The sequence below is a fragment of the Bacillus sp. FJAT-42376 genome (assembly GCF_003816055.1).
Taxonomy (GTDB): domain Bacteria; phylum Bacillota; class Bacilli; order Bacillales; family Bacillaceae; genus Metabacillus_B.
In genome coordinates this window covers 4,055,462-4,079,070 of the sequence record NZ_CP033906.1, presented here as the reverse complement: position 1 = coordinate 4,079,070, position 23,609 = coordinate 4,055,462, and the positions used below count along the sequence as shown (strand labels likewise).

Here is a 23,609-nt window from a genome sequence, read left to right as displayed (position 1 = left end):
CCATCTTCTCCTAACTAACCTCTTCTTCCAAATACGTGACATCTCCTTGCGTAATTTCGCTTTGGCCGTTTGTCAGTTCTGTCATCCACTTGGTGAAGGTTTCCGTTTGATCTGATGCAACATACGTTTCAATTTCAACATCGTTCAAATAATGTATATCTTTAATGAGGTATTCGGATGACCGAAGCTCATTTTCGAGCTTTCCAAGCCATGTATAGTCAATTTTAGTATGCATAATTCTCATTAATTTACGCTCTACTATACCTGTATGGTTCAATCCTTCTGAAACAGACTGTCCATATGCGCGGATCAAGCCGCCTCCGCCGAGCTTAATGCCGCCGAAATAGCGGGTAACGACTGCGGCGGTGTCCTTAAGTCCGCGTTTTTTCAGGACTTCAAGCATAGGAACACCGGCTGTTCCGGTAGGCTCGCCGTCATCGTTCGCCTTTTGAATTTCATCTCTTTCTCCTATTAAATAGGCAGAACAATTATGATTGGCATTATGGTGCTTTTTCTTGATTTCCTGAATAAACCGGATGGCTTCTTCTTCAGTCTCAACCCGGCTTATATAGCAGATAAATCGCGATTTCTGGATGATTATCTCATGCTCTCCGCTGCCTTTTGCTGTATAATAAGTAGAAAGCATGTTTGGACACCTCCTGGCTTGTACGGGAAAAACAGTATGCTTGCTCCATCAGATTTTTCTGCAAATTGCGAGCATTTTTTACACTTGCATTATTCCATTATATAGCGGCACATATATGACTTCAATCACAATCTCATAACATAATCATGACATTTACAGCAACGGAGGTAATTTCTGGTGAATACCAAAAAGCTGGATAGCGTTTTGCTCGATGAAATCCTGAATAAAATGATCTCGACTGTAGACGGGAGCAAAGGGGAGATTTTCGCGATCGGCGAACAGTCCCGCACCCAATATGAATCACTTGTAGAGGAACTGGCTGTCATCAAAACCCAGGTCAATGATGTCATTGAGGCGGGGGATAAGCTTGAGATTCAGGCGAGGCATGCAAGAAAAAGACTGTCAGAGGTCAGCAAAAATTTCAACCGGTTTACAGAAAATGAAATACGGGAAGCGTATGAGAGAGCTCATGCCCTTCAGGTTGAACTGACGACGATGCAGCACCGCGAAAAACAGCTCCGTGACAGGCGGGATGAGCTTGAAAGAAGGCTGCTAGGGCTTCAGGAAATCATTGAACGGTCAGAAGCGCTTGTGACTCAAATCGGAGTCGTCCTTAATTATCTGAGCCAGGATTTGCGCCAGGTTGGAATGCTCCTTGAGGATGCGCAGGCGAAGCAGGACTTCGGTCTTCGGATTATTGAAGCGCAGGAAGAGGAACGCAAGCGGGTATCGCGGGAAATCCATGACGGACCTGCGCAAATGCTCGCAAATGTTATGATGCGCTCTGAATTGCTCGAACGCATTTTCAGGGATCGCGGTACCGAAGAAGGATTCAAGGAAATCCGCAATCTTCGCCAGAATGTCCGCAACGCTCTATATGAAGTGAGGAGAATTATTTACGACCTTCGGCCTATGGCGCTGGATGATCTTGGATTAATCCCGACCTTGAGAAAATACTTACATACGATTGAAGAATACAACGGCAAAACGAAAATGCACTTCCAAAGCTACGGTGAAGCAGAAGAAAGAAGGCTTCCGCCGAGATTTGAAGTAGCCCTTTTCCGTCTCGCTCAGGAAGCTGTAACGAACGCCCTGAAGCATGCACAAGCGAAAGAAATTTCAGTCAAAGTGGAAGTATCCCAGGAATACGTGAACCTGCTGATCAAGGATGACGGCAGCGGGTTTGACTTCAGTGAGCTGAAGGAGAAAAGGAACAAATCGTTTGGCCTTGTGGGAATGAAAGAACGTGTCGAATTGCTGGATGGCACCATGGATATTGATTCGAAAATTGGAAGAGGCACAACCATTATGATTAAAGTTCCTTCCATATTTTAGATGTATCAATTGTTTGAATCATGCTCTACCATTGAAATAGGGAATTATTTAGAAAAAGGTAAGGAAAAAGTCTTGTTATTGCGGGGTTTCTGCGCTGCGGGAAAGCAGGAAACTAGCGACAAAAGGCTCATTGACGGTAGGTATGAGGATTGGACTAGAATGAAGTGAGTGGGGAGGCGTATTAGTGACCATGAAAACAAGAATTGTAATCATTGATGATCATCAGTTATTCAGAGAAGGCGTAAAACGTATTCTTGATTTTGAACCAAGCTTTGAAGTTGTAGCAGAAGGTGACGACGGTGATGAGGCAATGCGTCTTGTAGAAGAGCATAAGCCGGACACGGTCATTATGGATATAAATATGCCGAACGTAAACGGTGTGGAAGCGACAAAGCAGCTCGTTGAAGCAAACCCGGAAACAAAGGTAATCATTTTGTCCATCCATGATGATGAAAACTACGTAACCCGTGCCCTGAAAACAGGTGCGCGAGGATACCTTCTGAAAGAAATGGACGCAGACACGCTTATTGAAGCGGTCAAAGTCGTAGCGGATGGCGGTTCATACCTTCACCCGAAAGTGACGCATAACTTAGTGAATGAATTCCGCAGACTTGCGACTACTGGTGCAGGCGGCGGCGGACAGCAGCTTCAGCCTGAAATCCGCAGACCGCTGCACATTCTGACTCGCCGCGAATGCGAAGTTCTTCAAATGCTAGCAGACGGAAAAAGCAACCGTGGAATCGGCGAAGCGCTTTTCATCAGTGAAAAGACCGTAAAGAACCACGTATCCAACATCCTTCAGAAAATGAACGTAAACGACCGTACCCAAGCGGTAGTCGTTGCAATCAAAAACGGCTGGGTGGAAGTACGCTAATTGAATGGTCAGACCGGAAAGCTGAAAACCTGTGGGCGGGTGTCCATTAGGGGATCAGCTTTTTTTGGTTTTGCCATACCACTATGATAGAATGTTTCACGTGAAAAAAATGTAGAAGCCTGTCGAGCGGTGTTCGGACGCGATTGGGTGGGGATTGAAAAGACAAAGCGGATATCACGCATTTCCATGTTGTTTCCAGGCGGGAATGCCAGGCAGCATGTGTCCCGTGCCAAAAATAAATGAAACATTTAATGAAATTTTACGTAAAGTTCTATAGAATAGAGAGTAATCATTTGAACTCATTATTTAAATACGTAATAAGGAAGGTTTCTTTTGACGATGAAAACGGCAATTTTAACCGATAGTACAGCTTACATACCGAACGAACTGCTGAAAGAGCTGGACATTCATTTAATCCCGCTCAGCGTCATTTTCGGCAGTGAAACCTACCAGGAAGAACTGGAGCTGAGTGCAGAAGCTTTTTACACAGAAGTAAAAAACCGCAACCAGCTTCCAACGACTTCTCAGCCGCCTGTCGGAAAATTCCTCGACATGTTCGAAGAGTTTTCGAAGCAGTACGATGCGGTCATCTGCATTCACCTGTCCTCAGGAATCAGCGGAACGTACAACGGCTCGATCACGGCAGGGAACATGACGGACAGCATCAAAGTCTTCTCCTTTGACTCCGAAATCAGCTGCATGGTGCAGGGCTTTTATGTCATTGAAGCTGCCGAAATGGCCCGTGATGGCAAGGATCCGGAAGACATCATGAAGCGTCTCGAAGAAATCAAAAAAAGTGTCCGCGCCTATTTCATGGTGGACGACCTTTCCAACCTCCAGCGTGGGGGACGCTTGAACGGGGCTCAGGCACTGATTGGAAGTCTGCTTCAGGTGAAACCGCTTCTTCACTTTGAAGACAAAGTTATCGTTCCGTTTGAAAAAATCAGAACGAGAAAAAGAGCGGTCAACCGCATCTATGAGCTTTTCGAGGAAGATGCGAAACTCGGCGTCCCGATGAGAGCAGCCGTGATTCACGGGAACCGTCCCGAAGAGGCAAAGGAAATGAAAGCAGAGCTTGAAGCGAAATATCCTCACGTGAAGTTTTACCTCAGTTATTTTGGAGCTGTGATCGGAACCCATCTGGGGGAAGGCGCGCTTGGACTGGGATGGTATATGGAGTAAAGAAGCAATCAGTCATTTGGCTGGTTGTTTTTTTGTGTTAGCTTTTTAAACTTGGCTGTTAATTTCCGCTCCAGGCGCTCGCTTCAATCAACGGGCGTTATAAATCATCATTACGCTTTAACATAGCCGTTTGGTTAAAAAGAACAGGCTGTTGGGTATGTGGATATTATTGGAACGATAGGGAGGATAACGTGAAAGGAATCATTATCGCAGTCTTGCTGATGGCCTGTTTAGCAGCATGCGGAATTAAAAAGCATGTTGATTCATCAGGTAACAGAACATTTGAAGAAAGGGGCGGGGGATTCCTTTATATTCAAACGATAGGAGAAGAAGATAGTCAGAAGATTGGATATAAGGGGGAAATGGTGACCGTTCCAAAAGGGAAAGAAAATGAGGAGGACTTTCAAGCATACAAAGAGGAGGTTGGGAATTTGGATTTAGTGGCTGCGAAAATGATTGTACATGCAGTCCACCTATTGCTTATTACGGTCATCGGAGTTGTTTTATACAAAAGGAAAAAAATCAAGGCCGTCCATTTTTTGCACTCCAGCCCATCCTCATGATCTTCTTCGGTATCGTTGACATTCAGGAGGCACATAAAAATGCTTATTATTACTTTATGAAGCTTCATTCTTTCCATTAACTTTGTTGTTCACAGGGAAAGGCTGATTTTTATTATATAAAAAGAAGTTTTACTCCTTAGACAAAAGGTCTTTTCTCCATCATACTAGGCCAAAAAGGAGTAAACAAGTATGAACAATCTTCAGGAATTCCTATCAGGCCGCCACCTCCTGGCTTCCGAAATCCCATTCCCGGCAGAAGACCTCCAAAATGAATTCATCAGACCAGAAAAAGGTGTCACCCGAACAAACGGAAGATATCAATGCAGCCGCTGCCTCAATCAACAGCGTCACCTATTCGCTTTCTTTCCCTGTGCCAAGTGCGGCAAGCGATGCACCTACTGCCGCTCATGCATCATGATGGGAAGGGTGAGCGAATGCGAGACCCTTTATAGCTGGAGCGGACCGGAACATCTCCATTCACACTCCTCTACAGGTTTAAGCTGGAACGGTACGCTCTCTCCTTTACAGAAGAATGCATCCAGCCTGATTAAGGAAGCGGTCGTGAACCGGACCGAGCTTCTCGTCTGGGCGGTTTGCGGAGCGGGGAAAACTGAAATCCTGTTTGAAGGCATTAATCAAGCGCTCAAGGAAAACAAGCGTGTCTGTCTCGCCACACCGAGAACCGATGTCGTGCTCGAACTTTATCCACGATTCAAGCAGGCCTTTCCGCATGCAGATGCCGTTGCGTTATACGGAGGAAGCGAGGATCGGTACAAATCCTCGAGCCTTATTTTATCCACGACCCATCAGCTTTTCCGGTTTAAACAAACGTTTGATTGCCTCATTATTGATGAAGTGGATGCCTTTCCTTTCTCTGCGGATGCGACGCTGAAGGAAGCGGCAGAGAAGGCGAGGAAACCAGAGAGTGCGCTTGTTTTTCTTACAGCCACCCCTTCAAAAGAGATGCAAAAGCGCGCACTGTCCAAACAGCTTCCCTCTATCCGCATCCCCGGCCGCTACCACGGACATCCGCTGCCGGTTCCAAACTTTCAGTGGATTGGCAGTTGGAAAGGACGTCTTCAACGCCAAAAGCTCCCGAAATCGCTCCTCCTTTGGATCAAAAATCATCTCGAAATAAAAAAACAGGCTTTTGTTTTTGTACCGAACATTCCTGCTCTGAACCAGGTTACGGCCATTCTAAAAAACCTCAACCCTTCTATAGAAGGTGTTCATTCAGAGGATCCTGAACGGAAGGAAAAGGTGCAACGGTTCCGGGATGGGGTTTCTCCCGTCATTGTGACAACGACGATTCTTGAGCGGGGAGTGACGGTTCCGAATTCGGATGTGGCTGTTTTGGGCGCGGAAGAGGATATTTTCACGGAAAGCGCCCTTGTTCAAATTGCCGGCAGGGTGGGCCGCCATAAAGATTTTCCATCGGGTGACGTGGTGTTTTTTCATTATGGAAAGACCCATGCCATGATTGCAGCCAAAAAGCATATTGAGAAAATGAACAGGGAGGCGCTGAATTGAGCTGGTGCATTCTCTGCCACAGCAAAATGCTGGAGCAGGTGACATGGGGAATGCTTCTCGGAACAGATCCGGATCCGGTGGCATGCGGGCCCTGTTCAGAAAAGCTAAGCAAAATAGCGGGGCCGGTCTGCACGAAATGCGGACGGCCGATGGAGAGCGAGGCCCTTTGCCGGGATTGTGTCCGCTGGGAGGAAAACGGGGAATACAAAGGATTGTTTACCCGAAACCGGTCTATTTATTCCTACACAGATTCCGTGAAAGAAATCATGAACTTGTTCAAATTCCGTGGAGATGCCGAGCTCATCCGCTTGTTTGAACAGGATATCAGGGAAGCGTCGAAGAAGATTTCCAGGAAGGCCATTCTAGTCCCGATTCCATTGTCCGAGGAGAGGCTGATGGAAAGGGGATTTAATCAGGCTGAATTGATTTCAGCAAAGATCCGGCGTCCAATCCTGCATCCTTTAATCAGGCTGACTTCAGAAAAACAGTCTAAAAAATCGAGGAAGGAACGTCTTTTAGGAGTCCCACTTTTTGCCACCAATCCAGAGGTGGATATTCAAGGGTGCGATATTGTGATTGTGGACGACATTTATACAACAGGAAACACAGTCTATCAGGCAGCAAAGCTTTTGAAGGAAGCGGGCGCAGCAGAGATTTCCTCTCTTACTTTAATCAGAGGCTAAAGGTTTCCGGACTTCATCCGATACTAAAAGTAGAGTAAGATAAAGAGGAGAATACAAAATGAACGAGTTAGCGAATTGCCCGAAATGCAATGCTCTCTTTGTCCAGACACAATTTCGCACGGTTTGTGCGGATTGCTTTAAAATAGAAGAAGCTCAATTTGAATTGGTGTACGGATTCCTGCGCAAGCGTGAGAACCGGAAAGCCAGGCTTGAAGAAGTTGTGAACGGAACCGGGGTACCGGAAGAGATCATTCTGAAATTCATCCGTCTCGGAAGACTTCAGCTATCCAATTTTCCGAACCTCGGTTATCCATGCGATAAATGCGGGAACATGATCCGGGAAGGGAAATTATGTTCTTCCTGTACAAAAGGCCTGTACGATCAGATTGATCAGCTCCAACGTGAGGAGGAGCACCAGCGTCTAATGGCCCATGAGGAGAAAAAAACCTACTACTCCATTTCTCCCAAAAAGTAAAAATGCTATTAAAGAGCGCGAGATCTAGACGATAAGAACGGTAAATAACCCGTTAACTCTCGCGGATGGAGGCGTTAAAATGAAAATCAACAATTACGGTGCGAACGGAATCAATCCATATAAACGAAATGCAGAACAGGTGATCAAGTCTGAAGCGGTCCAGAAGAAGCAGGATAAAATTGAAATTTCCAGCGCGGCAAAAGAGCTTCAATCCACGAACAAACTAACAGAAGCACGCCAGGAAAAATTGGATCAGCTGAAAGCGAAGATTGAAAACGGAACGTATGAAATCAAGCCGGCAGAAATCGCCCGCAAATTCGCAGATTTTTATAAGCAGTAATACGAAGGAGGAACCGCCATGCAGGCTGGCACGCTCATACTTACACTCGAAAGGCTCCTTGAGCTGCATCTGGATTTGTACCAGACCGCTTTAAAAAAGACAGATCAGCTGAAGCACAATCAGATGGATGAGCTGAAGCAGGTATTGCAGCAGGAACAGGTTCTCGTGCAGGTCATTAAACAGACAGAAGCAGAGCGCATGACTCTGGCTTCCCAGTTTCTTGGACGGCATACGGATTTGACGCTCGCCGCATGCGCGGAAAAAGCGGAAGGCGCTGAAAAAGAACGCCTTTCTGAACTGAAAGAAGAATTTAAAGAGGTCATGGACAAGCTGAAGGCGGCCAACCAGCTGAATCAGCAAATGACGCAGTCAGCCCTGCAGTTTGTCACCATGTCTCTGGACATGCTGATGCCGAGAGAACAGGTCCCCAACTATCAGCGGCCGGACACGATGAAAAAAAACGAACCGAATCGAAGATCCCTCTTTGATTCGAAAGCTTAAATCTGGAGGAGATCAAAGATGGGTTCAACCTTTGCAGGACTGGAAATATCGAAACGCGGAATGACCGCGCAGCAGTCGGCGCTTTATACGACAGGACAGAATATTTCAAATGCGAATACGCCTGGGTACACACGCCAGCGGGTTACGTTTAAAGCTACTGAAGCTTATCCATATCCGGGTCTTGATATGCCGAAAATTCCGGGGCAGATGGGAACCGGTGTGGAGGGAGACACCGTTGAACGGATTCGCGACAAGTTTCTGGATACACAGTATCGCGGGGAAAATATGAAAACCGGTTTTTACGAAGCGCGCTCCGAAGCGCTTTTAAAGATGGAAGAAATTATGAATGAACCATCTGAGGCCGGACTTTCCAAAACAATGGACCGTTTCTGGCAATCGATGCAGGATTTAGCTGCAAACCCAACGAACTCAGGTGCACGGTCTGTTGTTCAGCAGCGTGGAATTGCCGTAGCCGATACGTTTCAGTATTTATCAACATCATTGAAAGGTGTACAAAAAGATTTAAAGACCCAAATGGATACAACAGCCCTGCAGGTAGAATCGATCGCCACACAATTGAACAATATTAATAAGCAAATCTCTGAAGTTGAACCTCACGGATATTTGCCTAATGATTTATATGATGAACGTGACAGATTGATTGATACTCTGTCAAACCTTGTCCCTGTAAAGGTTTCGTATCCAGTGAAACCGGGCGGCAATGCGCTTAAAATAGCAGAGGGTGTCGTAACGGTTGAGCTTGTTGGTAAGGACGGGATTACCGGTGTTGGAAAGCTTGTTGATGGAGCCAATCAGACGGCTGCAAGCTTTAGCGTTAGCTATGATGCAAACGGCATGGTCACCTCCTTCCAACTTGACGAAGTGCCGGATCCGCCAACAAACACAGATATGAAAACAATCGCAATCGGTAATGTGCAGAATACCGGGAAAATCCAGGGACTTATTCAGTCACATGGCTATGCCGATAACGGCACCTCCAAAGGCGCCTATGTGGAAATGATTAAGGATCTGGATGATCTGGCTAATGCATTCGTTAAGGAATTTAATGCCATTCATAAAGCAGGATATAATTTAAACCAGTTTAAAACCCCTCCTGCCAATGGAACAGGCTATGACTTTTTTGATTTCAAATCAGGAAAAACAGGTGCCGAAGGAATTAAAGTAGCGGATATCATCATGACATCTACGGATTATATTGCAGCTGCTCAAGGTCCTAACCCTACAGCGGGAGACGGCTCTAATGCGCTGAAGCTTGCGGAAGTGAAAAACGGAAAACTCACAGATCTTCCTAATAGTGCCACTTTCCAAACCTTTTACGAAGGCATGATCGGCGGTATGGCGGTAGATGCGCAGGAAGCCGAGAGAATGCTGAACAATACAAACACGCTGAAGGACTCAGTAGAATCCCGACGCCAATCAGTCAGCGCCGTTTCACTCGATGAAGAAATGACAAACATGATTCAATTCCAGCACGCTTACAACGCATCTGCCCGCATGATTACGATGCAGGATCAGCTGCTGGACACGATTATCAATAAAATGGGACTGTAGGTGACAAAGCATGCGCGTAACACAAGGAATGCTCGCAAATAATTCATTAAGACAAATCAGCAGCAGCTATGGCCGTATGGGCAGCCTGCAGGACCAGCTTTCAACAGGCAAGAAAATTAACCGTCCTTCCGACGACCCGGTTGTCGCAATGAAAGGGATGCAATACCGTACGAATTTAACGGAAGTAGAGCAATATAAACGGAATCTCTCAGAAGCCTACCAATGGATGGAGAACTCAGAAGGCGGCATTGAGCATACTACTCAGGTTGTGCAGCGTGCACGCGAACTTCTGCTGCAGGCGAAAAACGGCTCAAACAGCCCTGAGGATGTAAAGGCTATTGGAGTAGAGATTGAACAGCTGAAAAAGGATCTCCAGGGGGTGGCGAATACCCAGGTTGCAGGCCGATATATTTTTAACGGGACGAAAACGGATAGCGCGCCGGTAGATGCAGCGGGTACTTTTAATCCAGCGGCCGCTGATTATAAAATATCTGTATCAAAAGGTGTGGAATTAGAAGTAAACGTGAATGCCCTTGAAGCATTCGGAGGGAAAATCGGCGGAACAGGCGCTAATCTATTCCAAACGCTGCAGGGAATTGTTGATGACATCAACACCAACGAAACAATGACGAAGGGGGATCAGCTCCTTTCTAATTTAGATGAACACTTTGATAAACTGAATGCTGAGCGGGCGAAGCTTGGTGCGCGCTACAACCGTCTTGAGCTGATTGACGACCGCATCGGCCAGCAGGAAGTAACGGCCAACCGGATTCTTTCTGACAACGAAGACGCTGACATCGAACGCGTCATCACCGACCTTAAAATGCAGGAAAGCATCCACCGCGCAGCACTAAGCGTAAGCTCCAGAATCATTCAGCCTACGCTCATGGATTTCCTAAGATAATACACCGGAGCTGTCTTTCTTAAGACAGCTTTTCGTTTAGGAGCTGAAAACACATGCAGATTCCGCAAATTCGAATACAAAGCACACAAGGCAGAATCGGTTTAACGACGATTTCAGCTAAAATGGAACAGCAGCAGCCCAAAGCTGATCTTTCCATTCAGCAGCCAAAAGCCGATCTATCCATTGAAACAACGATAGGTCAGCTGTCCATTGATACGACGGAAGCACGAGCAGATGTGGACCTCAAAAGCATCTCAAGGAGAATTCAGGAATTTGCCCAGCAAGGCTATCAGGACTGGCTCGATGGAATGGCTAGAGTCTCAGCGCAAGGGGACGAGCTTATGCGAATTGAATATGGAGGCAATCCGATTCCTGATCAGGCCAAACAAAACAGCGAATCTCCCGTGTATGATTTTAATATTGGATTCATTCCCCGTGCTGGAAGTGTAAAAGTAAATTATGAACCGGCGAAAGTGAAAATAGACGTCCAGCCTCGCAAACCAATTATTGAAGTTCAGCAAAATAAACCAATTCTGGACTACACACCTGGGAAAGTCCAAGTAGATATGCTTCAACATCCGAATCTTACAATTGATTTCGTAACCATCGACATCAAGGTATAATGAAAAAAGAGGTGGGACAACATGCTAAACACAAAATATCATGGGGAAGTAGAAGTCGATGACTCTCAAATTCTAAAATTTGAAGCTGGAATCCCTGGATTTGCATCGGAAAAAGAGTTTGTCATTCTTCCATTAGAAGAAGGCTCTCCCTTCTTAATTCTTCAATCTGCCACAACAGCTGAACTTGCATTCGTCGTAACAAACCCTTTTCTATTTTTCAAAGACTATGAGTTTGATCTCGACGAAAATACAGTGGAAGCATTAAAAATTGAAGACGTCAATCAAGTTCAAATTATGGTCATCCTGACAGTCCAGGATCCATTCGAACAATCGACGGCCAACCTGCAAGGGCCCATCATCGTGAACGAACAGACAAAACAAGCGAAACAAGTCATCCTGAACCACCCATCCTACAAAACCAAGCACAGCATCGTGCAATAGGGAGGCAGGAACATGCTCGTACTAACCAGAAAACTAAACGAAGCCATCCAAATAGGCGAAGACATCGAAATCACCGTCGTCAGCATCCAGGACGGACAAGTCAAACTAGGAATCAATGCCCCAAAAAACATTGACATCCACCGCAAAGAAATCTACTTATCGATTCAGGAAGAAAACAGCAGCGCAGCTTCCGTATCGATCGATTTACTGAAGAACTTAAAGAAATCCTAAACCTTGAGACACGAGCTCAAGGTTTTTTATTTTTTTCCAGAAAAACTATTAAACCCTGTAAAGGAATGTCGATATAAGATATGTAACAAGCAGTACTTAAAGGCGGCCGACTTTAAACACTGCTTAAAATAACCACATGGATGTGGAACCGAAAATCAGGGAGGAAATAATAAAATGAGAATTAATCACAATATCGCTGCTCTTAACACTTACCGTCAGTTGAACAGTGCTAATGGTGCACAAGGAAAATCAATGGAGAAATTATCTTCAGGTCTTCGTATTAATCGTGCAGGAGACGATGCTGCTGGTCTAGCAATCTCTGAAAAAATGCGTGGACAAATTCGTGGGTTGGACCAAGCATCTCGAAATTCTCAAGATGGTATCTCTCTAATTCAAACTGCTGAAGGTGCACTCAATGAAACTCATGATATTCTTCAACGTATGCGTGAATTGGCAGTTCAATCTTCCAACGATACTAATACAAGTGCTGACCGTGGGGAACTTCAAAAGGAAGTAAATGAATTAGCAAAAGAAATTACTCGTATTTCTAACACAACTGAATTTAACACAATGAAATTACTTGATGGATCACGCGATTCAGCTAGTTCAGTTACAGGTGCAGCCGATTTGACATTCCAAATTGGTGCTAATCAAAGTCAAACAATGACACTTGCAATTGGCAAAATGGATGCCGCTTCGCTTTTAGTTGCAACTGGTGCAGCAGCAACGAATGGTGGAGATGCAACAGTTACTGCTGGTATTGATATTTCAACAAATGCAGCTGCAGCTTCGTCAGCAATTACCACTATTAATAATGCTATTGAAACTGTATCTGCTGAGCGTTCCAAACTTGGCGCAAACCAAAACCGTTTAGAGCACACAATAAATAACCTTGGAACATCTTCTGAAAACTTAACAGCTGCTGAGTCTCGTATCCGTGACGTAGATATGGCGAAAGAAATGATGAACCAAACAAAGAACTCTATTCTTTCTCAAGCAGCACAAGCAATGCTGGCTCAATCCAATCAAATGCCTCAAGGTGTATTACAACTTTTGAGATAATGATTGCAGGGCGTCCCGCTTGGTAACGAGCTGGATCATAACTGGGTGAATTGCTGGAACTTCCTGAAGCTTTCTTCCCCACAACGCAGCTGGAAACGGCAAACGTGAAGGGCTGAAAAGAAGAAAGATTGGATAATCAGCAGCCAAGCTCCTGTGAGGAAACTCTGGAGAAGGTTCAACGACTAGGATAAACCGTCTAAAGCGACATGCCATGACGATGAAATCCGTAGGATGGCAACAGCCATTCGAAGTGCCCGGCTCCTTAAGAACAACCTTAAGGATGAAGATATAGTCTATTCCATCGCTGAAAGGCGTGGCGGCAAAGCAAGCCAACCAACAACCACAAGGTGTTCTTCAATTGCTTCGTTAATTGGAGACTTAAGAAGACTTCTACGGAAGTCTTCTTTTTATTTATATTTAGTATAAAAAATTTTTCAATTATCATCCAAATCTATTAAAACCTTCCTTAAATAGCCGATATTAGATAGGTAAATAGTAGTGTTCCTATGGACGGCCGCCATTGAACATTACTTAATATTGCTTTGAATAAATATAGTGAAAAGTAAATAATGTTAATTACTTTAGTTAATTTATACATATTACAAATACATTGGGGGAAATAGAGTGAAGAATCATAAAGTAAGGGTTTTGACTGGTATAGCAATTAGTTCATCATTGATCCTATCAACTATTGGTCCGGTCTCTTCTAGTGCTATGGAAGTGGCTAAATCTCCAGAGATTTCTGCAATTACTGTCTTGAATAATAAGGTGGGGATTAAAGATTCAGTTAAGGTTACCGGACTAAATTCGGGAGATGTAGTAAAAGTCTATAGTTCACTTTCCAGTTCAACTCCGTTAGCAAAGGGTATTGTAGCAGATGGAACTAATGAAGCTGCAATATTAATTGATCAAGTGGGCGTCAATGCAGGCAATGTCTATGTAAGTGTTGAAAGTACAGACAAACTGGAGAGCACACGAACGGTGAAGGCCTATGACGCGGAACTGACACCAGCTCCGGCAGCCGCAGCTATCACCATTGAAAACAAAAAATCCGGTGATGAAGACACTGTGAAAGTAACAGGTCTGAAAGAGGGAGACATTGTCAACGTATATGGAGCCGCAACGGGCGGAACAGCCCTTGCAACGGTAACAGTAGGAGAAGGGGCAACTGAAGCAACGATTTCCAAAGCGGATCTGCTTGTTGGCACCGGCGGAACAGCCTATGTAACGGTTACAAAGCCGAACAAGGTAGAGAGTACACGTGTAGCGAAAACGTATGTAACCGAACCGGTATCATTAGCCGTAGCAGCGAGCACCATCACAGTCACGAACAACAAGGTCGGTATTGAAGATACCGTGGAAGTGACAGGAGTGACGGCTGGAGATGTCGTGAAGGTCTATGGAGCGGCAAGCGGTGGAACAGCGCTTGGTACAGCGACAGGTAAAGAAGGAGAAACATCTGTAAAAATCAGCATCGCCCAAATCAATGCAAATGCAGGATCTGTATATGTAACTGTGAAAAACGAAGGCAAACTGGAGAGCGTAAGAACGGCGAAGGCCTTTGACGCGGAACTGACACCAGCTCCGGCAGCCGCAGCTATCACCATTGAAAACAAAAAATCCGGTGATGAAGACACTGTGAAAGTAACAGGTCTGAAAGAGGGAGACATTGTCAACGTATATGGAGCCGCAACGGGCGGAACAGCCCTTGCAACGGTAACAGTAGGAGAAGGGGCAACTGAAGCAACGATTTCCAAAGCGGATCTGCTTGTTGGCACCGGCGGAACAGCCTATGTAACGGTTACAAAGCCGAACAAGGTAGAGAGTACACGTGTAGCGAAAACGTATGTAACCGAACCGGTATCATCAGCCGTAGCAGCGAGCACCATCACAGTCACGAACAACAAGGTCGGTATTGAAGATACCGTGGAAGTGACAGGAGTGACGGCTGGAGATGTCGTGAAGGTCTATGGAGCGGCAAGCGGTGGAACAGCGCTTGGTACAGCGACAGTTAAAGAAGGAGAAACATCTGTAAAAATCAACATTGCCCAAATCAATGCAAATGCAGGATCTGTATATGTAACTGTGAAAAACGAAGGCAAACTGGAGAGCGTAAGAACGGCGAAGGCCTATGACGCGGAACTGACACCAACTCCGGCAGCCATAGCTATCACCATTGAAAACAAAAAATCCGGTGATGAAGACACTGTGAAAGTAACAGGCCTAAACTCGGGCGATGTAGTGAATGTCTATGGAGCTGCAACAGGGGGAACAGTCCTTGCAACGGTAACAGTAGGAGAAGGGGCAACTGAAGCAACGATTTCCAAAGCGGATCTGCTTGTTGGCACCGGCGGAACAGCCTATGTAACGGTTACAAAGCCGAATAAGGTAGAGAGCACACGTGTAGCGAAAACGTATGTAACCGAACCGGTATCAGCAGCCGTAACAGCGACCACCATCACAGTCACGAACAACAAAGTCGGTATCGAAGATACCGTGGAAGTGACAGGACTGACGTCTGGAGATGTCGTGAATGTCTATGGAGCGGCAAGCGGTGGAACAGCGCTTGGTACAGCGACAGTTAAAGAAGGAGAAACATCTGTAAAAATCAGCATTGCCCAAATCAATGCAAATGCAGGATCTGTATATGTAACTGTGAAAAACGAAGGCAAACTGGAGAGCGTAAGAACGGCGAAGGCCTATGACGCGGAACTGACACCAGCTCCGGCAGCCACAGCTATCACCATTGAAAACAAAAAATCCGGTGATGAAGACACTGTGAAAGTAACAGGTCTGAAAGAGGGAGACATTGTCAACGTATATGGAGCCGCAACGGGCGGAACAGCCCTTGCAACGGTAACAGTAGGAGAAGGGGCAACTGAAGCAACGATTTCCAAAGCGGATCTGCTTGTTGGCACCGGCGGAACAGCCTATGTAACGGTTACAAAGCCGAACAAGGTAGAGAGTACACGTGTAGCGAAAACGTATGTAACCGAACCGGTATCATCAGCCGTAGCAGCGAGCACCATCACAGTCACGAACAACAAGGTCGGTATTGAAGATACCGTGGAAGTGACAGGACTGACGTCTGGAGATGTCGTGAAGGTCTATGGAGCGGCAAGCGGTGGAACAGCGCTTGGTACAGCGACAGTTAAAGAAGGAGAAACATCTGTAAAAATCAGCATTGCCCAAATCAATGCAAATGCAGGATCTGTATATGTAACTGTGAAAAACGAAGGCAAACTGGAGAGTGTAAGAACGGCGAAGGCCTATGACGCGGAACTGACACCAGCTCCAGCAGCTACAGCTATCACCATTGCGAACAATAAATCCGGTGATGAGGACACGGTGAAAGTAACGGGCCTAAAAGCGGGCGATGAAGTGAATGTCTATGGAGCTGCAACGGGCGGAACAGTACTTGAAACCGCTACTGTGAAAGAAGGAGAAACAGAAGTTGCGATTTCGAAAACAGATTTACTGACTGGAACGGGCGGAACAGTTTACGTAACGGTGACGAAGCCGAACAAGGTGGAAAGTACCCGTGTAGCGAAAACGTATGTGACAGAACCGGTATCAGCGGCTCTAGCAGCTGGAAGCATCATAGTGACGAACAACAAAGCGGGTATCGCAGATACCGTGGAAGTGACAGGACTTGTATCCGGCGATATCGTGAACGTATACAGCGCAGCAACAGGTGGAACAGCCATTGGAACAGGCACTGTGGCGGAGGACGGAACCTCAGTAAAAATTGACATCACGCAAATCAATGTGAATGCGGGATCGGTATATGTGACGGTGAAAAATGCAGACAAGCTGGAAAGCACCAGAACAGCAAAAGCATATGACGCTGAATTAACGCCAGCGCTTCTCGCAACAGCCATCACCATTGTGAACAATAAATCCGGTGATGAGGACACGGTGAAAGTAACGGGCCTAAAAGCGGGCGATGTAGTGAATGTCTATGGAGCTGCAACGGGCGGAACAGTACTTGAAACCGCTACTGTGAAAGAAGGAGAAACAGAAGTTGCGATTTCGAAAACAGATTTACTGACTGGAACGGGCGGAACAGTTTACGTAACGGTGACGAAGCCGAACATGTTGGAAAGTACCCGTGTAGCGAAAACGTATGTGACAGAACCGGTATCAGCGGCTCTAGCAGCTGGAAGCATCACAGTGACGAACAACAAAGCGGGTATCGCAGATACCGTGGAAGTGACAGGACTTGTATCCGGCGATATCGTGAACGTATACAGCGCAGCAACAGGTGGAACAGCCATTGGAACAGGCACTGTGGCGGAGGACGGAACCTCAGTAAAAATTGACATCACGCAAATCAATGTGAATGCGGGATCGGTGTATGTGACCGTGAAAAATGCAGACAAGCTGGAAAGCACCAGAACAGCAAAAGCATATGACGCTGAATTAACGCCAGCGCTTCTCGCAACAGCCATCACCATTGCGAACAATAAATCCGGTGATGAGGACACGGTGAAAGTAACGGGCCTAAAAGCGGGCGATGTAGTGAATGTCTATGGAGCTGCAACGGGCGGAACAGTACTTGAAACCGCTACTGTGAAAGAAGGAGAAACAGAAGTTGCGATTTCGAAAACAGATTTACTGACTGGAACGGGCGGAACAGTTTACGTAACGGTGACGAAGCCGAACAAGGTGGAAAGTACCCGTGTAGCGAAAACGTATGTGACAGAACCGGTATCAGCGGCTCTAGCAGCTGGAAGCATCACGGTGACGAACAACAAAGCGGGTATCGCAGATACCGTGGAAGTGACAGGACTTGTATCGGGCGATATCGTGAACGTATACAGCGCGGCAACAGGGGGAACAGCCATTGGAACGGGCACCGTGGCCGAGGGCGGAACCTCAGTAAAAATCGACATCACGCAAATCAATGTGAATGCAGGATCGGTATATGTGACCGTGAAAAATGCAGACAAGCTGGAAAGCACCAGAACAGCGAAGGCATATGACGCCGAATTAACGCCAGCGCCGCTCGTTAACAACATTGTTATTTTGAACAACGATGGCATTGCTGATGTAGTGAGAGTAACAGGGCTTAAAGAAGGAGTAGAAATAAAAGTATATGATTCTGCAACCGGCGGGAATGAGCTTGGTTCAGCAACTGTAAGTTCTGGGAAAACCTCGGCAAATGTTTCAATTGAACAGCTTGGAGAACTTGCAGGAACAGTTTATATTTCAGTTATTTATCCAGGTAAAGTGGATAGTTTAAGAGTAGCTAAAGAATTTATAGCTGAGTAATAAATTAGAAATAAAGACTAAGCAAAAGGTGACGTCATTATATAGACGTCATCTTTTTCATTTGTTATTTAGTTACATTCAATCTGCATGGGAAGTGATTTATCAGGTGCATAACTTGTTAGAAGATTCCTCTATTTCAGTAATCTGATAATATTTCTCCCAAAAAAATTTTTTTATTTAGATTAGGAACAACTGCATAATCGACAGGATTCATCTTTTTACTCGAATTTGATTTTATAGATATATAAGAAGAAGTTATGAAGGCCTTGCGAGGTGTATATTACATAGGTGATTGGTTATTAAGTAAAAGTCGATTTTTATGGGGAATTGTTCAAATGTATGAACAGGGACGATGGCTCTTTGGTTGGAAGGGTAATTATCAAGCCTATGGCTGAAGTCTTGCGGCAGATGGATTGAGTCCTTCCGTTCACAAAATTGGAGACAAAGGAATGTATAATGCAGACACGTATCGAACCATTTTATCCTTCGACACAGGCACGATTCCTGATTCAGCCGCCATCACCGGAGTAAAACTAAAAGTCTACCGCAAATCTCTATCAGGGACAATCAGCTCCATTAAAGTGGATATAAAAAGTGGAGCATTTGGGACAAGCAGCGTGCTGGAACAGGCGGATTACAGTGCCGCACCTTCAGCTTCTTCTGTGGCGTCATTTGCGTCACCAGCTTTCAATCAGGGGTTCACAGAAATCAGTCTTCCTTCAACTGCCTTCGTAAATATCAATAAAACAGGGAAAACTCAGCTTCGGCTCTCAGCCTCCACTCCTGCATATTTTACAAGTGATGTACTGGAAAACTACGGCGGGGAAGACACTGTTTATGCTCCTATTTTAACGGTTGATTATTACTAAACTGCATTCTTTAAAAACACCTCTTTGATTGGGAAGAAGTGTTTTTGCTGTTCAGATCCTATCTATAGTCCTGCATTGTTTTGATGTATCCAGTTCTTTTCTCTTATTATTTAATAATGCCGCTTAAAATGCAGGACTTTCTGCCAATTGGGACACGGAGTACTCAAATGTTAAAATTAGGAGAATGGTATATTCTAATTCAGGCAGGTGGAATAATGACGACAATTAAACTTGATCATACAACAGTAATGAGTCAGCTAAAAGAAATGGAAAACGCGTTGAAGGAGGTTGTTATTGAACCTTTTGATGCTGCTTCTTTGGGCGATATGAAGCTTGCATTTACTGACATCATGCTTCAGCGGGAGGAGTCCATTCACAGGATGGCCAAAGAGTACATAGAGGCAGTTTCAAAGAATATTGAGGATACAAAAGCGAATGTTACATCTTTAAAAGAACAGGATGAGGCGATTACTCATTCTTAAATTAGGATGAAAGGCAGCGTGGCAAATGGGGAAGGTTTATGATTCAAGCAGATTGTTCACGGCCATCGATGCAAGAATCAGTCAGTATCACACGTTAAATGGCAAGCTGAATTCTCTTGAGAAAAAATTTCAGGCATTGGTAGATAACGCTGAGTTTCAGGGAAAAGGCGCGGATAACATCAAAGCCTTCTATCAGGCCCAAATTGATTTGGTAGGGGACTGGAAGAAGCTGATTGAGCATTTGCTTGCTTTTTATCAGGCTGTACCAGGGTATGCAGGCGATGCCAACTTATCGGATGACTCAAGGTTAGTCATTCCTTTTTTAGAAGAGCAGCTGGAAACTGGATCAAAAAATAGTCAGTCACTGGTTGATTCACAGCATAGTGAGTTGAAAGCGATTCTTGGCAGTATAGAAGATATTATTTCACTCACTCCATTTTCTAAGGAATCATTTGAAACGAATAGGCAAAAAGCGGATAAGAAAAGGACGGAAACGGTGGAAGCTTTGAATGATCTGGATGAAGGTACACTGATTGGCCGCTATATGGATAGTATGGATGCACAATCAGCCGTTCAGCAGGCATATATCGCGATCATGGAAGCAACATCTAAAGGCGGAACCGTACAGCCTATTAATTTTAATGCAAAAGCCTATCAGGCAAATGCGATACAAGATGTTCGAAAATCCGTATCAGAAAAAGTAAAGACGTTTAAAGACCAGGAGACTAAAGCTAAGCAAATACGGGAAGAAATTGCTGCAGAGAAGGCTCGGATTGAAGCAGAAAAAGCAAGAATTGAAGCTGAAAAAAATAAACCGTGGTATGAGAAGGCGGTAGATGGCGTCAAAACGTTTGCGGGGGAATTCAGCGGATACTATGATTCTGTCCGTGCCACTACGGGTGTCGATCCTGTTACCGGCCGAAAGCTTTCCGATGCTGAACGAGTGGCGGCCGGTGCAATGGCAGCCGCTGGCTTTATACCGGTTGTAGGCTGGGCAGGCCGTGCAATTAAAGGAGGAAGTGCTCTTTATAAAACTGCTAAAGGATTGAGCACTGCCACTCACCTGCTTGATTCCTATAAAGGTGTTAAAGCCATGGATATCCTCAATAAGACAGAAAAAGGGATATACGGACTTTATACCGCAAACAGTGCCTGGGAGTTTGGCACCGGTGAGGATATGTTTGGCAACCAGCTTACTGAAGAGCAGAGACAACAGGCTATGTGGAATGGATTGACCATGGGACTAATTGGTGGCGGTTCCCATTTTATTGATAAAGGCGGCCTGCAGAAGCTTGGAAGCAAATTTCCTTATAGTACGGAATTGGTAAAGAGCAAACTGATTAAAGCTGATGAAACTTTAAAGCAAATTGGCAGCCGGGTAGGGTCAAAGGTTGGTGAAGCTTTCCGTTCAGCAGCTGGAACAGCCAATAGGTATATATCAACAGCCAATGAAACAATGAGAAACACAGTAAAAAGGGTTGCTAACATCCCTGTACCCGTTAATGTTAAAGTCTGGAATGCAGATACTAACGGTGTGAAACTCCCTTTAGTTGATGTGGAAAAGAGACCGCTTGGTGAGATTCTGACTAAGTTCTCTTCTAATAGTGGAAGAGGGACAGATTCATTACCAAGAGAAACGATTCAAACTTTAGATGAAGCACATAAATGGGGAGAAAAACACTATTCGAGTTGGCTTGATAACTTGTCTGATAGAGAAGTTGAAGCATTAAAACAATATACAGGAAATGATTACAGCAAAATTAATCGATATCTTAGAGGAACTAGTGACAGTCTGCATGGGGTGGATCCAAGTGTTATCCAAGATCTCACGTCGAGCTTATATAAAGCACAAGTGCCTCATGAAATAAAAGTTTTCCGTGGTACAGATATGGGACCGCTGGATGAAATGATCACTCTTAACGATGAGGGGAGAATTATAGCTGAGGAATTAGTTGGAAAAACCTTTATTGATTACGGGTTTACCAGTACATCAATCACAAAAAGTGCATCATTTCAAAATTTGCCTGTTTCATGGGAGATTAATGTTCCTAAAGGTGCACATGGGGCTTATTTGGGGCAAATTAGTCACTTTCCAGACGAGGCAGAGTTATTGCTGCAGGCACGCCAAGAAATGGTCATTAGAAAAGCATTCTTAGATAATGATGATAGACTGTATATAAAATTAGACTTTGCTTAAAGAGGGTGTAAATTTTGAGAAGAGGAAGCTTAGAAGATAAATGGAAAGACGATAGCATAACATTTTTAAAAATTGGTCTAAAGAAAAGGCTGATGCCCGCTCTTTATGGAGGAATTGTGGGTGATTTATTAGGGGTACCTGTTGAGTTTAAAAAAAGAGGGAGCTTTCATATCCAAGAAGTTACCGGTTACGGAACGTATAATCAGCCTCCTGGAACATGGTCTGATGATACGTCATTGACTTTATGTCTCATTGAAAATTTACTGGAAGACGGAGATGCAGGGAATCTGCTTGATAAGTTCACCCGATACAGAACAGAAGGATATATGACCCCTTATGGTGAGATGTTTGATATTGGCAGGACGACGATTGAATCCATTAATCGGTATGAAAATGGATTACCTCCAAGTGAATGTGGGGGCAGCTCTGAATTTGATAATGGAAACGGCGCATTAATGAGAATTGCACCTCTAGTTTTTACCCTCTATAAAAATTTCAACTTTACTGAGAAAGCAGAAGCGATAAAAAAATATAGTGAGGTAACTCATTCCCATCCGCGATCGATTGTTGGATCGATTATTTATATCGAATTTTTAATAAGGATTTACTATAACAACAATCCGGAAACAGCATTGCAGCAAATTAAAAAGCTATTTGCTGACAATTTTCAAGCGGATCATCCCTACACAATCGAACTGCAGCACTACTCCCGGCTTTTTAGCCCGGATTTCTTTCATCTGCCGGAAAATGAAATCCGTTCCGATGGCTATGTGGTTCATACGCTGGAAGCAGCGATATGGTGCCTTGGCAATACTTCAAGCTTTAAAGAGGCAGTATTGAAGGCTGTTAATTTAGGCGATGACACCGATACGGTCGCTTCCATCACAGGAACGATGGCCGGTATTTTGCACAAAGTGGATGGCCATTTATCCCGGCATATGGATGCCATTCCTGCAGAGTGGCTGGATGCGATTGTGAAGAAGGAGGAAATTGATGAACTGCTAAACAGGTTTTTTGATTTTTGTGCGGAGAAAGGGATAAAAGAAGAGTACGGGGAATGATAGAAAAAACTTCGGCCGCCGCCGGAGTTTTTTTAGAAGGTGCTGAAAGGAGCTTGATATTCAAACAGAATGATCAATCTCTTCTTTTAGGAAAAGGCTGGAGCTGTGAACTTAATGGCAGATAGCAATAAATATCATGTCATCTACATATCTGACAGGGTTTTTAGAACAAAAAGCCGGCCATTAAACAGCGCGCTGTTAGTTGTCTATAATTTTAGCCTGCTGCTTGAAAAGTTTGATCAGTTTTTAATATTTGGAACGTATCTATTCCAAATGAAGAAGTGGAGAAGCTTTAGAGAGTATTTATTGGTAAGTGAAGGCAACCAGCTATCTGACTGATGGCTGGATTTTTTATTAAGTCTTGCTGTCTTAATGAGGGAGAATGGAAATGAACTAATATTATATGGGAATAACCTGATTTTTATTTCAAAAAAGATCCCGTTAATACAAGAATATGTAATCGGCTTATAGTGCCCGCGGCACACTTTTTCAACGGCACCGTTCTTGATGAGTTTTTTTAGAGTTGGAGAGAGGTAGGCAGATGCATCATATGTAGTCTTTCCTAGTCTGCTTCCAATTTCGGAGGATTTAATTCCATATTCATCTTTTAAGGTATTATGCAATTCAATTAAGTTGTTATAGAGGATTTGATCTTTATCAGTAATTTGCTCCTTCATTAATATAAATACCCCTCTGTATATCTTATGATTGTTAATAATATTGTATAAAATTTTCCATTTAAAGAAAAGGGGATAGATTACTAT

23 protein-coding genes are annotated in these 23,609 nt (G+C 44.5%); 21 read left to right on the top strand and 2 right to left on the bottom strand.

Annotated features, from left to right (window positions below; genetic code table 11):
- Positions 1-10: 10 nt before the first annotated feature.
- A complete protein-coding gene (locus CEF21_RS20495; RefSeq protein ID WP_123919610.1) occupies positions 11-646 on the bottom strand; it encodes a YigZ family protein in 636 nt (211 codons plus the stop codon).
- A 177-nt stretch (positions 647-823) separates the two neighbouring features.
- Here CEF21_RS20495 and degS point away from each other — a divergent pair, with 177 nt between their 5' ends.
- The 21 genes from degS (at position 824) to CEF21_RS20380 (ending at position 22,845) form a co-directional block, all read left to right on the top strand.
- Entirely contained in the window at positions 824-1,981 is a 1,158-nt protein-coding gene (gene degS, locus CEF21_RS20490) for a two-component sensor histidine kinase DegS (RefSeq protein ID WP_123919608.1), read from the top strand.
- A 190-nt stretch (positions 1,982-2,171) separates the two neighbouring features.
- On the top strand, positions 2,172-2,855 hold the full coding sequence (gene degU / locus CEF21_RS20485) for a two-component system response regulator DegU (protein ID WP_123920469.1): 684 nt from the start codon (positions 2,172-2,174) through the stop codon (positions 2,853-2,855).
- 339 nt (positions 2,856-3,194) lie between these two features.
- The gene (locus CEF21_RS20480; RefSeq protein ID WP_123920467.1) at positions 3,195-4,037 is read left to right on the top strand and encodes a DegV family protein; all 843 of its coding nucleotides are present in this window, start codon (positions 3,195-3,197) and stop codon (positions 4,035-4,037) included.
- Between the two features lie 191 nt (positions 4,038-4,228).
- Positions 4,229-4,600: a hypothetical protein gene (locus tag CEF21_RS20475; protein WP_123919606.1), complete on the top strand. Its 372-nt coding sequence runs from the start codon at positions 4,229-4,231 to the stop codon at positions 4,598-4,600.
- 268 nt (positions 4,601-4,868) lie between these two features.
- Entirely contained in the window at positions 4,869-5,018 is a 150-nt protein-coding gene (locus CEF21_RS21670; RefSeq protein ID WP_241156899.1) for a hypothetical protein, read from the top strand.
- A complete protein-coding gene (locus CEF21_RS20470; RefSeq protein WP_241156893.1) occupies positions 5,018-6,130 on the top strand; it encodes an ATP-dependent helicase ComFA in 1,113 nt (370 codons plus the stop codon). The genes CEF21_RS21670 and CEF21_RS20470 overlap by 1 nt, the downstream gene beginning before the upstream one ends.
- The gene (locus CEF21_RS20465; RefSeq protein ID WP_123919602.1) at positions 6,127-6,813 is read left to right on the top strand and encodes a ComF family protein; all 687 of its coding nucleotides are present in this window, start codon (positions 6,127-6,129) and stop codon (positions 6,811-6,813) included. Before CEF21_RS20470 ends, CEF21_RS20465 begins: the two co-directional genes overlap by 4 nt.
- A gap of 58 nt (positions 6,814-6,871) precedes the next feature.
- Positions 6,872-7,288, top strand: a complete 417-nt coding sequence (locus tag CEF21_RS20460; protein ID WP_123919600.1) for a TIGR03826 family flagellar region protein — start codon at positions 6,872-6,874, stop codon at positions 7,286-7,288.
- A 79-nt stretch (positions 7,289-7,367) separates the two neighbouring features.
- Complete coding sequence (flgM, locus tag CEF21_RS20455; RefSeq protein ID WP_123919598.1) at positions 7,368-7,628, top strand: flagellar biosynthesis anti-sigma factor FlgM; 261 nt, start codon at positions 7,368-7,370, stop codon at positions 7,626-7,628.
- 18 nt (positions 7,629-7,646) lie between these two features.
- Positions 7,647-8,129, top strand: coding sequence for a flagellar protein FlgN (locus CEF21_RS20450; RefSeq protein WP_123919596.1), 483 nt, complete (start codon positions 7,647-7,649; stop codon positions 8,127-8,129).
- 18 nt (positions 8,130-8,147) lie between these two features.
- The gene (gene flgK / locus CEF21_RS20445) at positions 8,148-9,701 is read left to right on the top strand and encodes a flagellar hook-associated protein FlgK (RefSeq protein WP_123919594.1); all 1,554 of its coding nucleotides are present in this window, start codon (positions 8,148-8,150) and stop codon (positions 9,699-9,701) included.
- A gap of 10 nt (positions 9,702-9,711) precedes the next feature.
- Positions 9,712-10,605: a flagellar hook-associated protein FlgL gene (flgL, locus tag CEF21_RS20440; RefSeq protein WP_123919592.1), complete on the top strand. Its 894-nt coding sequence runs from the start codon at positions 9,712-9,714 to the stop codon at positions 10,603-10,605.
- A gap of 53 nt (positions 10,606-10,658) precedes the next feature.
- Positions 10,659-11,228 carry a DUF6470 family protein gene (locus tag CEF21_RS20435; protein WP_123919590.1) on the top strand — a complete coding sequence of 190 codons (570 nt, stop codon included), beginning with the start codon at positions 10,659-10,661 and terminating at the stop codon, positions 11,226-11,228.
- Between the two features lie 21 nt (positions 11,229-11,249).
- Complete coding sequence (fliW, locus tag CEF21_RS20430) at positions 11,250-11,669, top strand: flagellar assembly protein FliW (protein WP_123919588.1); 420 nt, start codon at positions 11,250-11,252, stop codon at positions 11,667-11,669.
- Positions 11,670-11,681: 12 nt separating this feature from the next.
- Positions 11,682-11,900, top strand: coding sequence for a carbon storage regulator CsrA (csrA, locus tag CEF21_RS20425; RefSeq protein WP_123919586.1), 219 nt, complete (start codon positions 11,682-11,684; stop codon positions 11,898-11,900).
- Positions 11,901-12,074: 174 nt separating this feature from the next.
- Positions 12,075-12,962 (top strand): flagellin Hag, encoded by an 888-nt coding sequence (hag, locus tag CEF21_RS20420; RefSeq protein WP_123919584.1) that lies wholly within the window; start codon positions 12,075-12,077, stop codon positions 12,960-12,962.
- A gap of 624 nt (positions 12,963-13,586) precedes the next feature.
- Positions 13,587-18,236, top strand: coding sequence for a beta strand repeat-containing protein (locus tag CEF21_RS21665; protein WP_241156727.1), 4,650 nt, complete (start codon positions 13,587-13,589; stop codon positions 18,234-18,236).
- A 449-nt stretch (positions 18,237-18,685) separates the two neighbouring features.
- Positions 18,686-19,105, top strand: a complete 420-nt coding sequence (locus tag CEF21_RS20395) for a hypothetical protein (RefSeq protein WP_123919582.1) — start codon at positions 18,686-18,688, stop codon at positions 19,103-19,105.
- Positions 19,106-19,320: 215 nt separating this feature from the next.
- Positions 19,321-19,587 (top strand): DUF5344 family protein, encoded by a 267-nt coding sequence (locus tag CEF21_RS20390; protein ID WP_123919580.1) that lies wholly within the window; start codon positions 19,321-19,323, stop codon positions 19,585-19,587.
- A gap of 25 nt (positions 19,588-19,612) precedes the next feature.
- A complete protein-coding gene (locus tag CEF21_RS20385) occupies positions 19,613-21,784 on the top strand; it encodes an ADP-ribosyltransferase (RefSeq protein ID WP_123919578.1) in 2,172 nt (723 codons plus the stop codon).
- A gap of 14 nt (positions 21,785-21,798) precedes the next feature.
- On the top strand, positions 21,799-22,845 hold the full coding sequence (locus tag CEF21_RS20380) for an ADP-ribosylglycohydrolase family protein (RefSeq protein ID WP_241156726.1): 1,047 nt from the start codon (positions 21,799-21,801) through the stop codon (positions 22,843-22,845).
- Between the two features lie 239 nt (positions 22,846-23,084).
- Here the strand turns inward: CEF21_RS20380 and CEF21_RS20375 are convergent, their stop codons facing one another.
- Positions 23,085-23,522 (bottom strand): hypothetical protein, encoded by a 438-nt coding sequence (locus CEF21_RS20375; RefSeq protein WP_123919576.1) that lies wholly within the window; start codon positions 23,520-23,522, stop codon positions 23,085-23,087.
- Between the last annotated feature and the right edge of the window lie 87 nt (positions 23,523-23,609).

Bases quoted from the DNA above. Each gene is read 5' to 3' on its own strand.
- CEF21_RS20495 (WP_123919610.1), bottom strand. From the start codon at position 646: ATGCTTTCTACTTATTATACAGCAAAAGGCAGCGGAGAGCATGAGATA.
- degU (WP_123920469.1), top strand. From the start codon at position 2,172: ATGAAAACAAGAATTGTAATCATTGATGATCATCAGTTATTCAGAGAA.
- CEF21_RS20480 (WP_123920467.1), top strand. From the start codon at position 3,195: ATGAAAACGGCAATTTTAACCGATAGTACAGCTTACATACCGAACGAA.
- CEF21_RS21670 (WP_241156899.1), top strand. From the start codon at position 4,869: ATGAATTCATCAGACCAGAAAAAGGTGTCACCCGAACAAACGGAAGAT.
- CEF21_RS20470 (WP_241156893.1), top strand. From the start codon at position 5,018: ATGGGAAGGGTGAGCGAATGCGAGACCCTTTATAGCTGGAGCGGACCG.
- CEF21_RS20460 (WP_123919600.1), top strand. From the start codon at position 6,872: ATGAACGAGTTAGCGAATTGCCCGAAATGCAATGCTCTCTTTGTCCAG.
- flgM (WP_123919598.1), top strand. From the start codon at position 7,368: ATGAAAATCAACAATTACGGTGCGAACGGAATCAATCCATATAAACGA.
- CEF21_RS20450 (WP_123919596.1), top strand. From the start codon at position 7,647: ATGCAGGCTGGCACGCTCATACTTACACTCGAAAGGCTCCTTGAGCTG.
- flgK (WP_123919594.1), top strand. From the start codon at position 8,148: ATGGGTTCAACCTTTGCAGGACTGGAAATATCGAAACGCGGAATGACC.
- flgL (WP_123919592.1), top strand. From the start codon at position 9,712: ATGCGCGTAACACAAGGAATGCTCGCAAATAATTCATTAAGACAAATC.
- CEF21_RS20435 (WP_123919590.1), top strand. From the start codon at position 10,659: ATGCAGATTCCGCAAATTCGAATACAAAGCACACAAGGCAGAATCGGT.
- fliW (WP_123919588.1), top strand. From the start codon at position 11,250: ATGCTAAACACAAAATATCATGGGGAAGTAGAAGTCGATGACTCTCAA.
- csrA (WP_123919586.1), top strand. From the start codon at position 11,682: ATGCTCGTACTAACCAGAAAACTAAACGAAGCCATCCAAATAGGCGAA.
- hag (WP_123919584.1), top strand. From the start codon at position 12,075: ATGAGAATTAATCACAATATCGCTGCTCTTAACACTTACCGTCAGTTG.
- CEF21_RS20395 (WP_123919582.1), top strand. From the start codon at position 18,686: ATGTATAATGCAGACACGTATCGAACCATTTTATCCTTCGACACAGGC.
- CEF21_RS20390 (WP_123919580.1), top strand. From the start codon at position 19,321: ATGACGACAATTAAACTTGATCATACAACAGTAATGAGTCAGCTAAAA.
- CEF21_RS20385 (WP_123919578.1), top strand. From the start codon at position 19,613: ATGGGGAAGGTTTATGATTCAAGCAGATTGTTCACGGCCATCGATGCA.
- CEF21_RS20375 (WP_123919576.1), bottom strand. From the start codon at position 23,522: ATGAAGGAGCAAATTACTGATAAAGATCAAATCCTCTATAACAACTTA.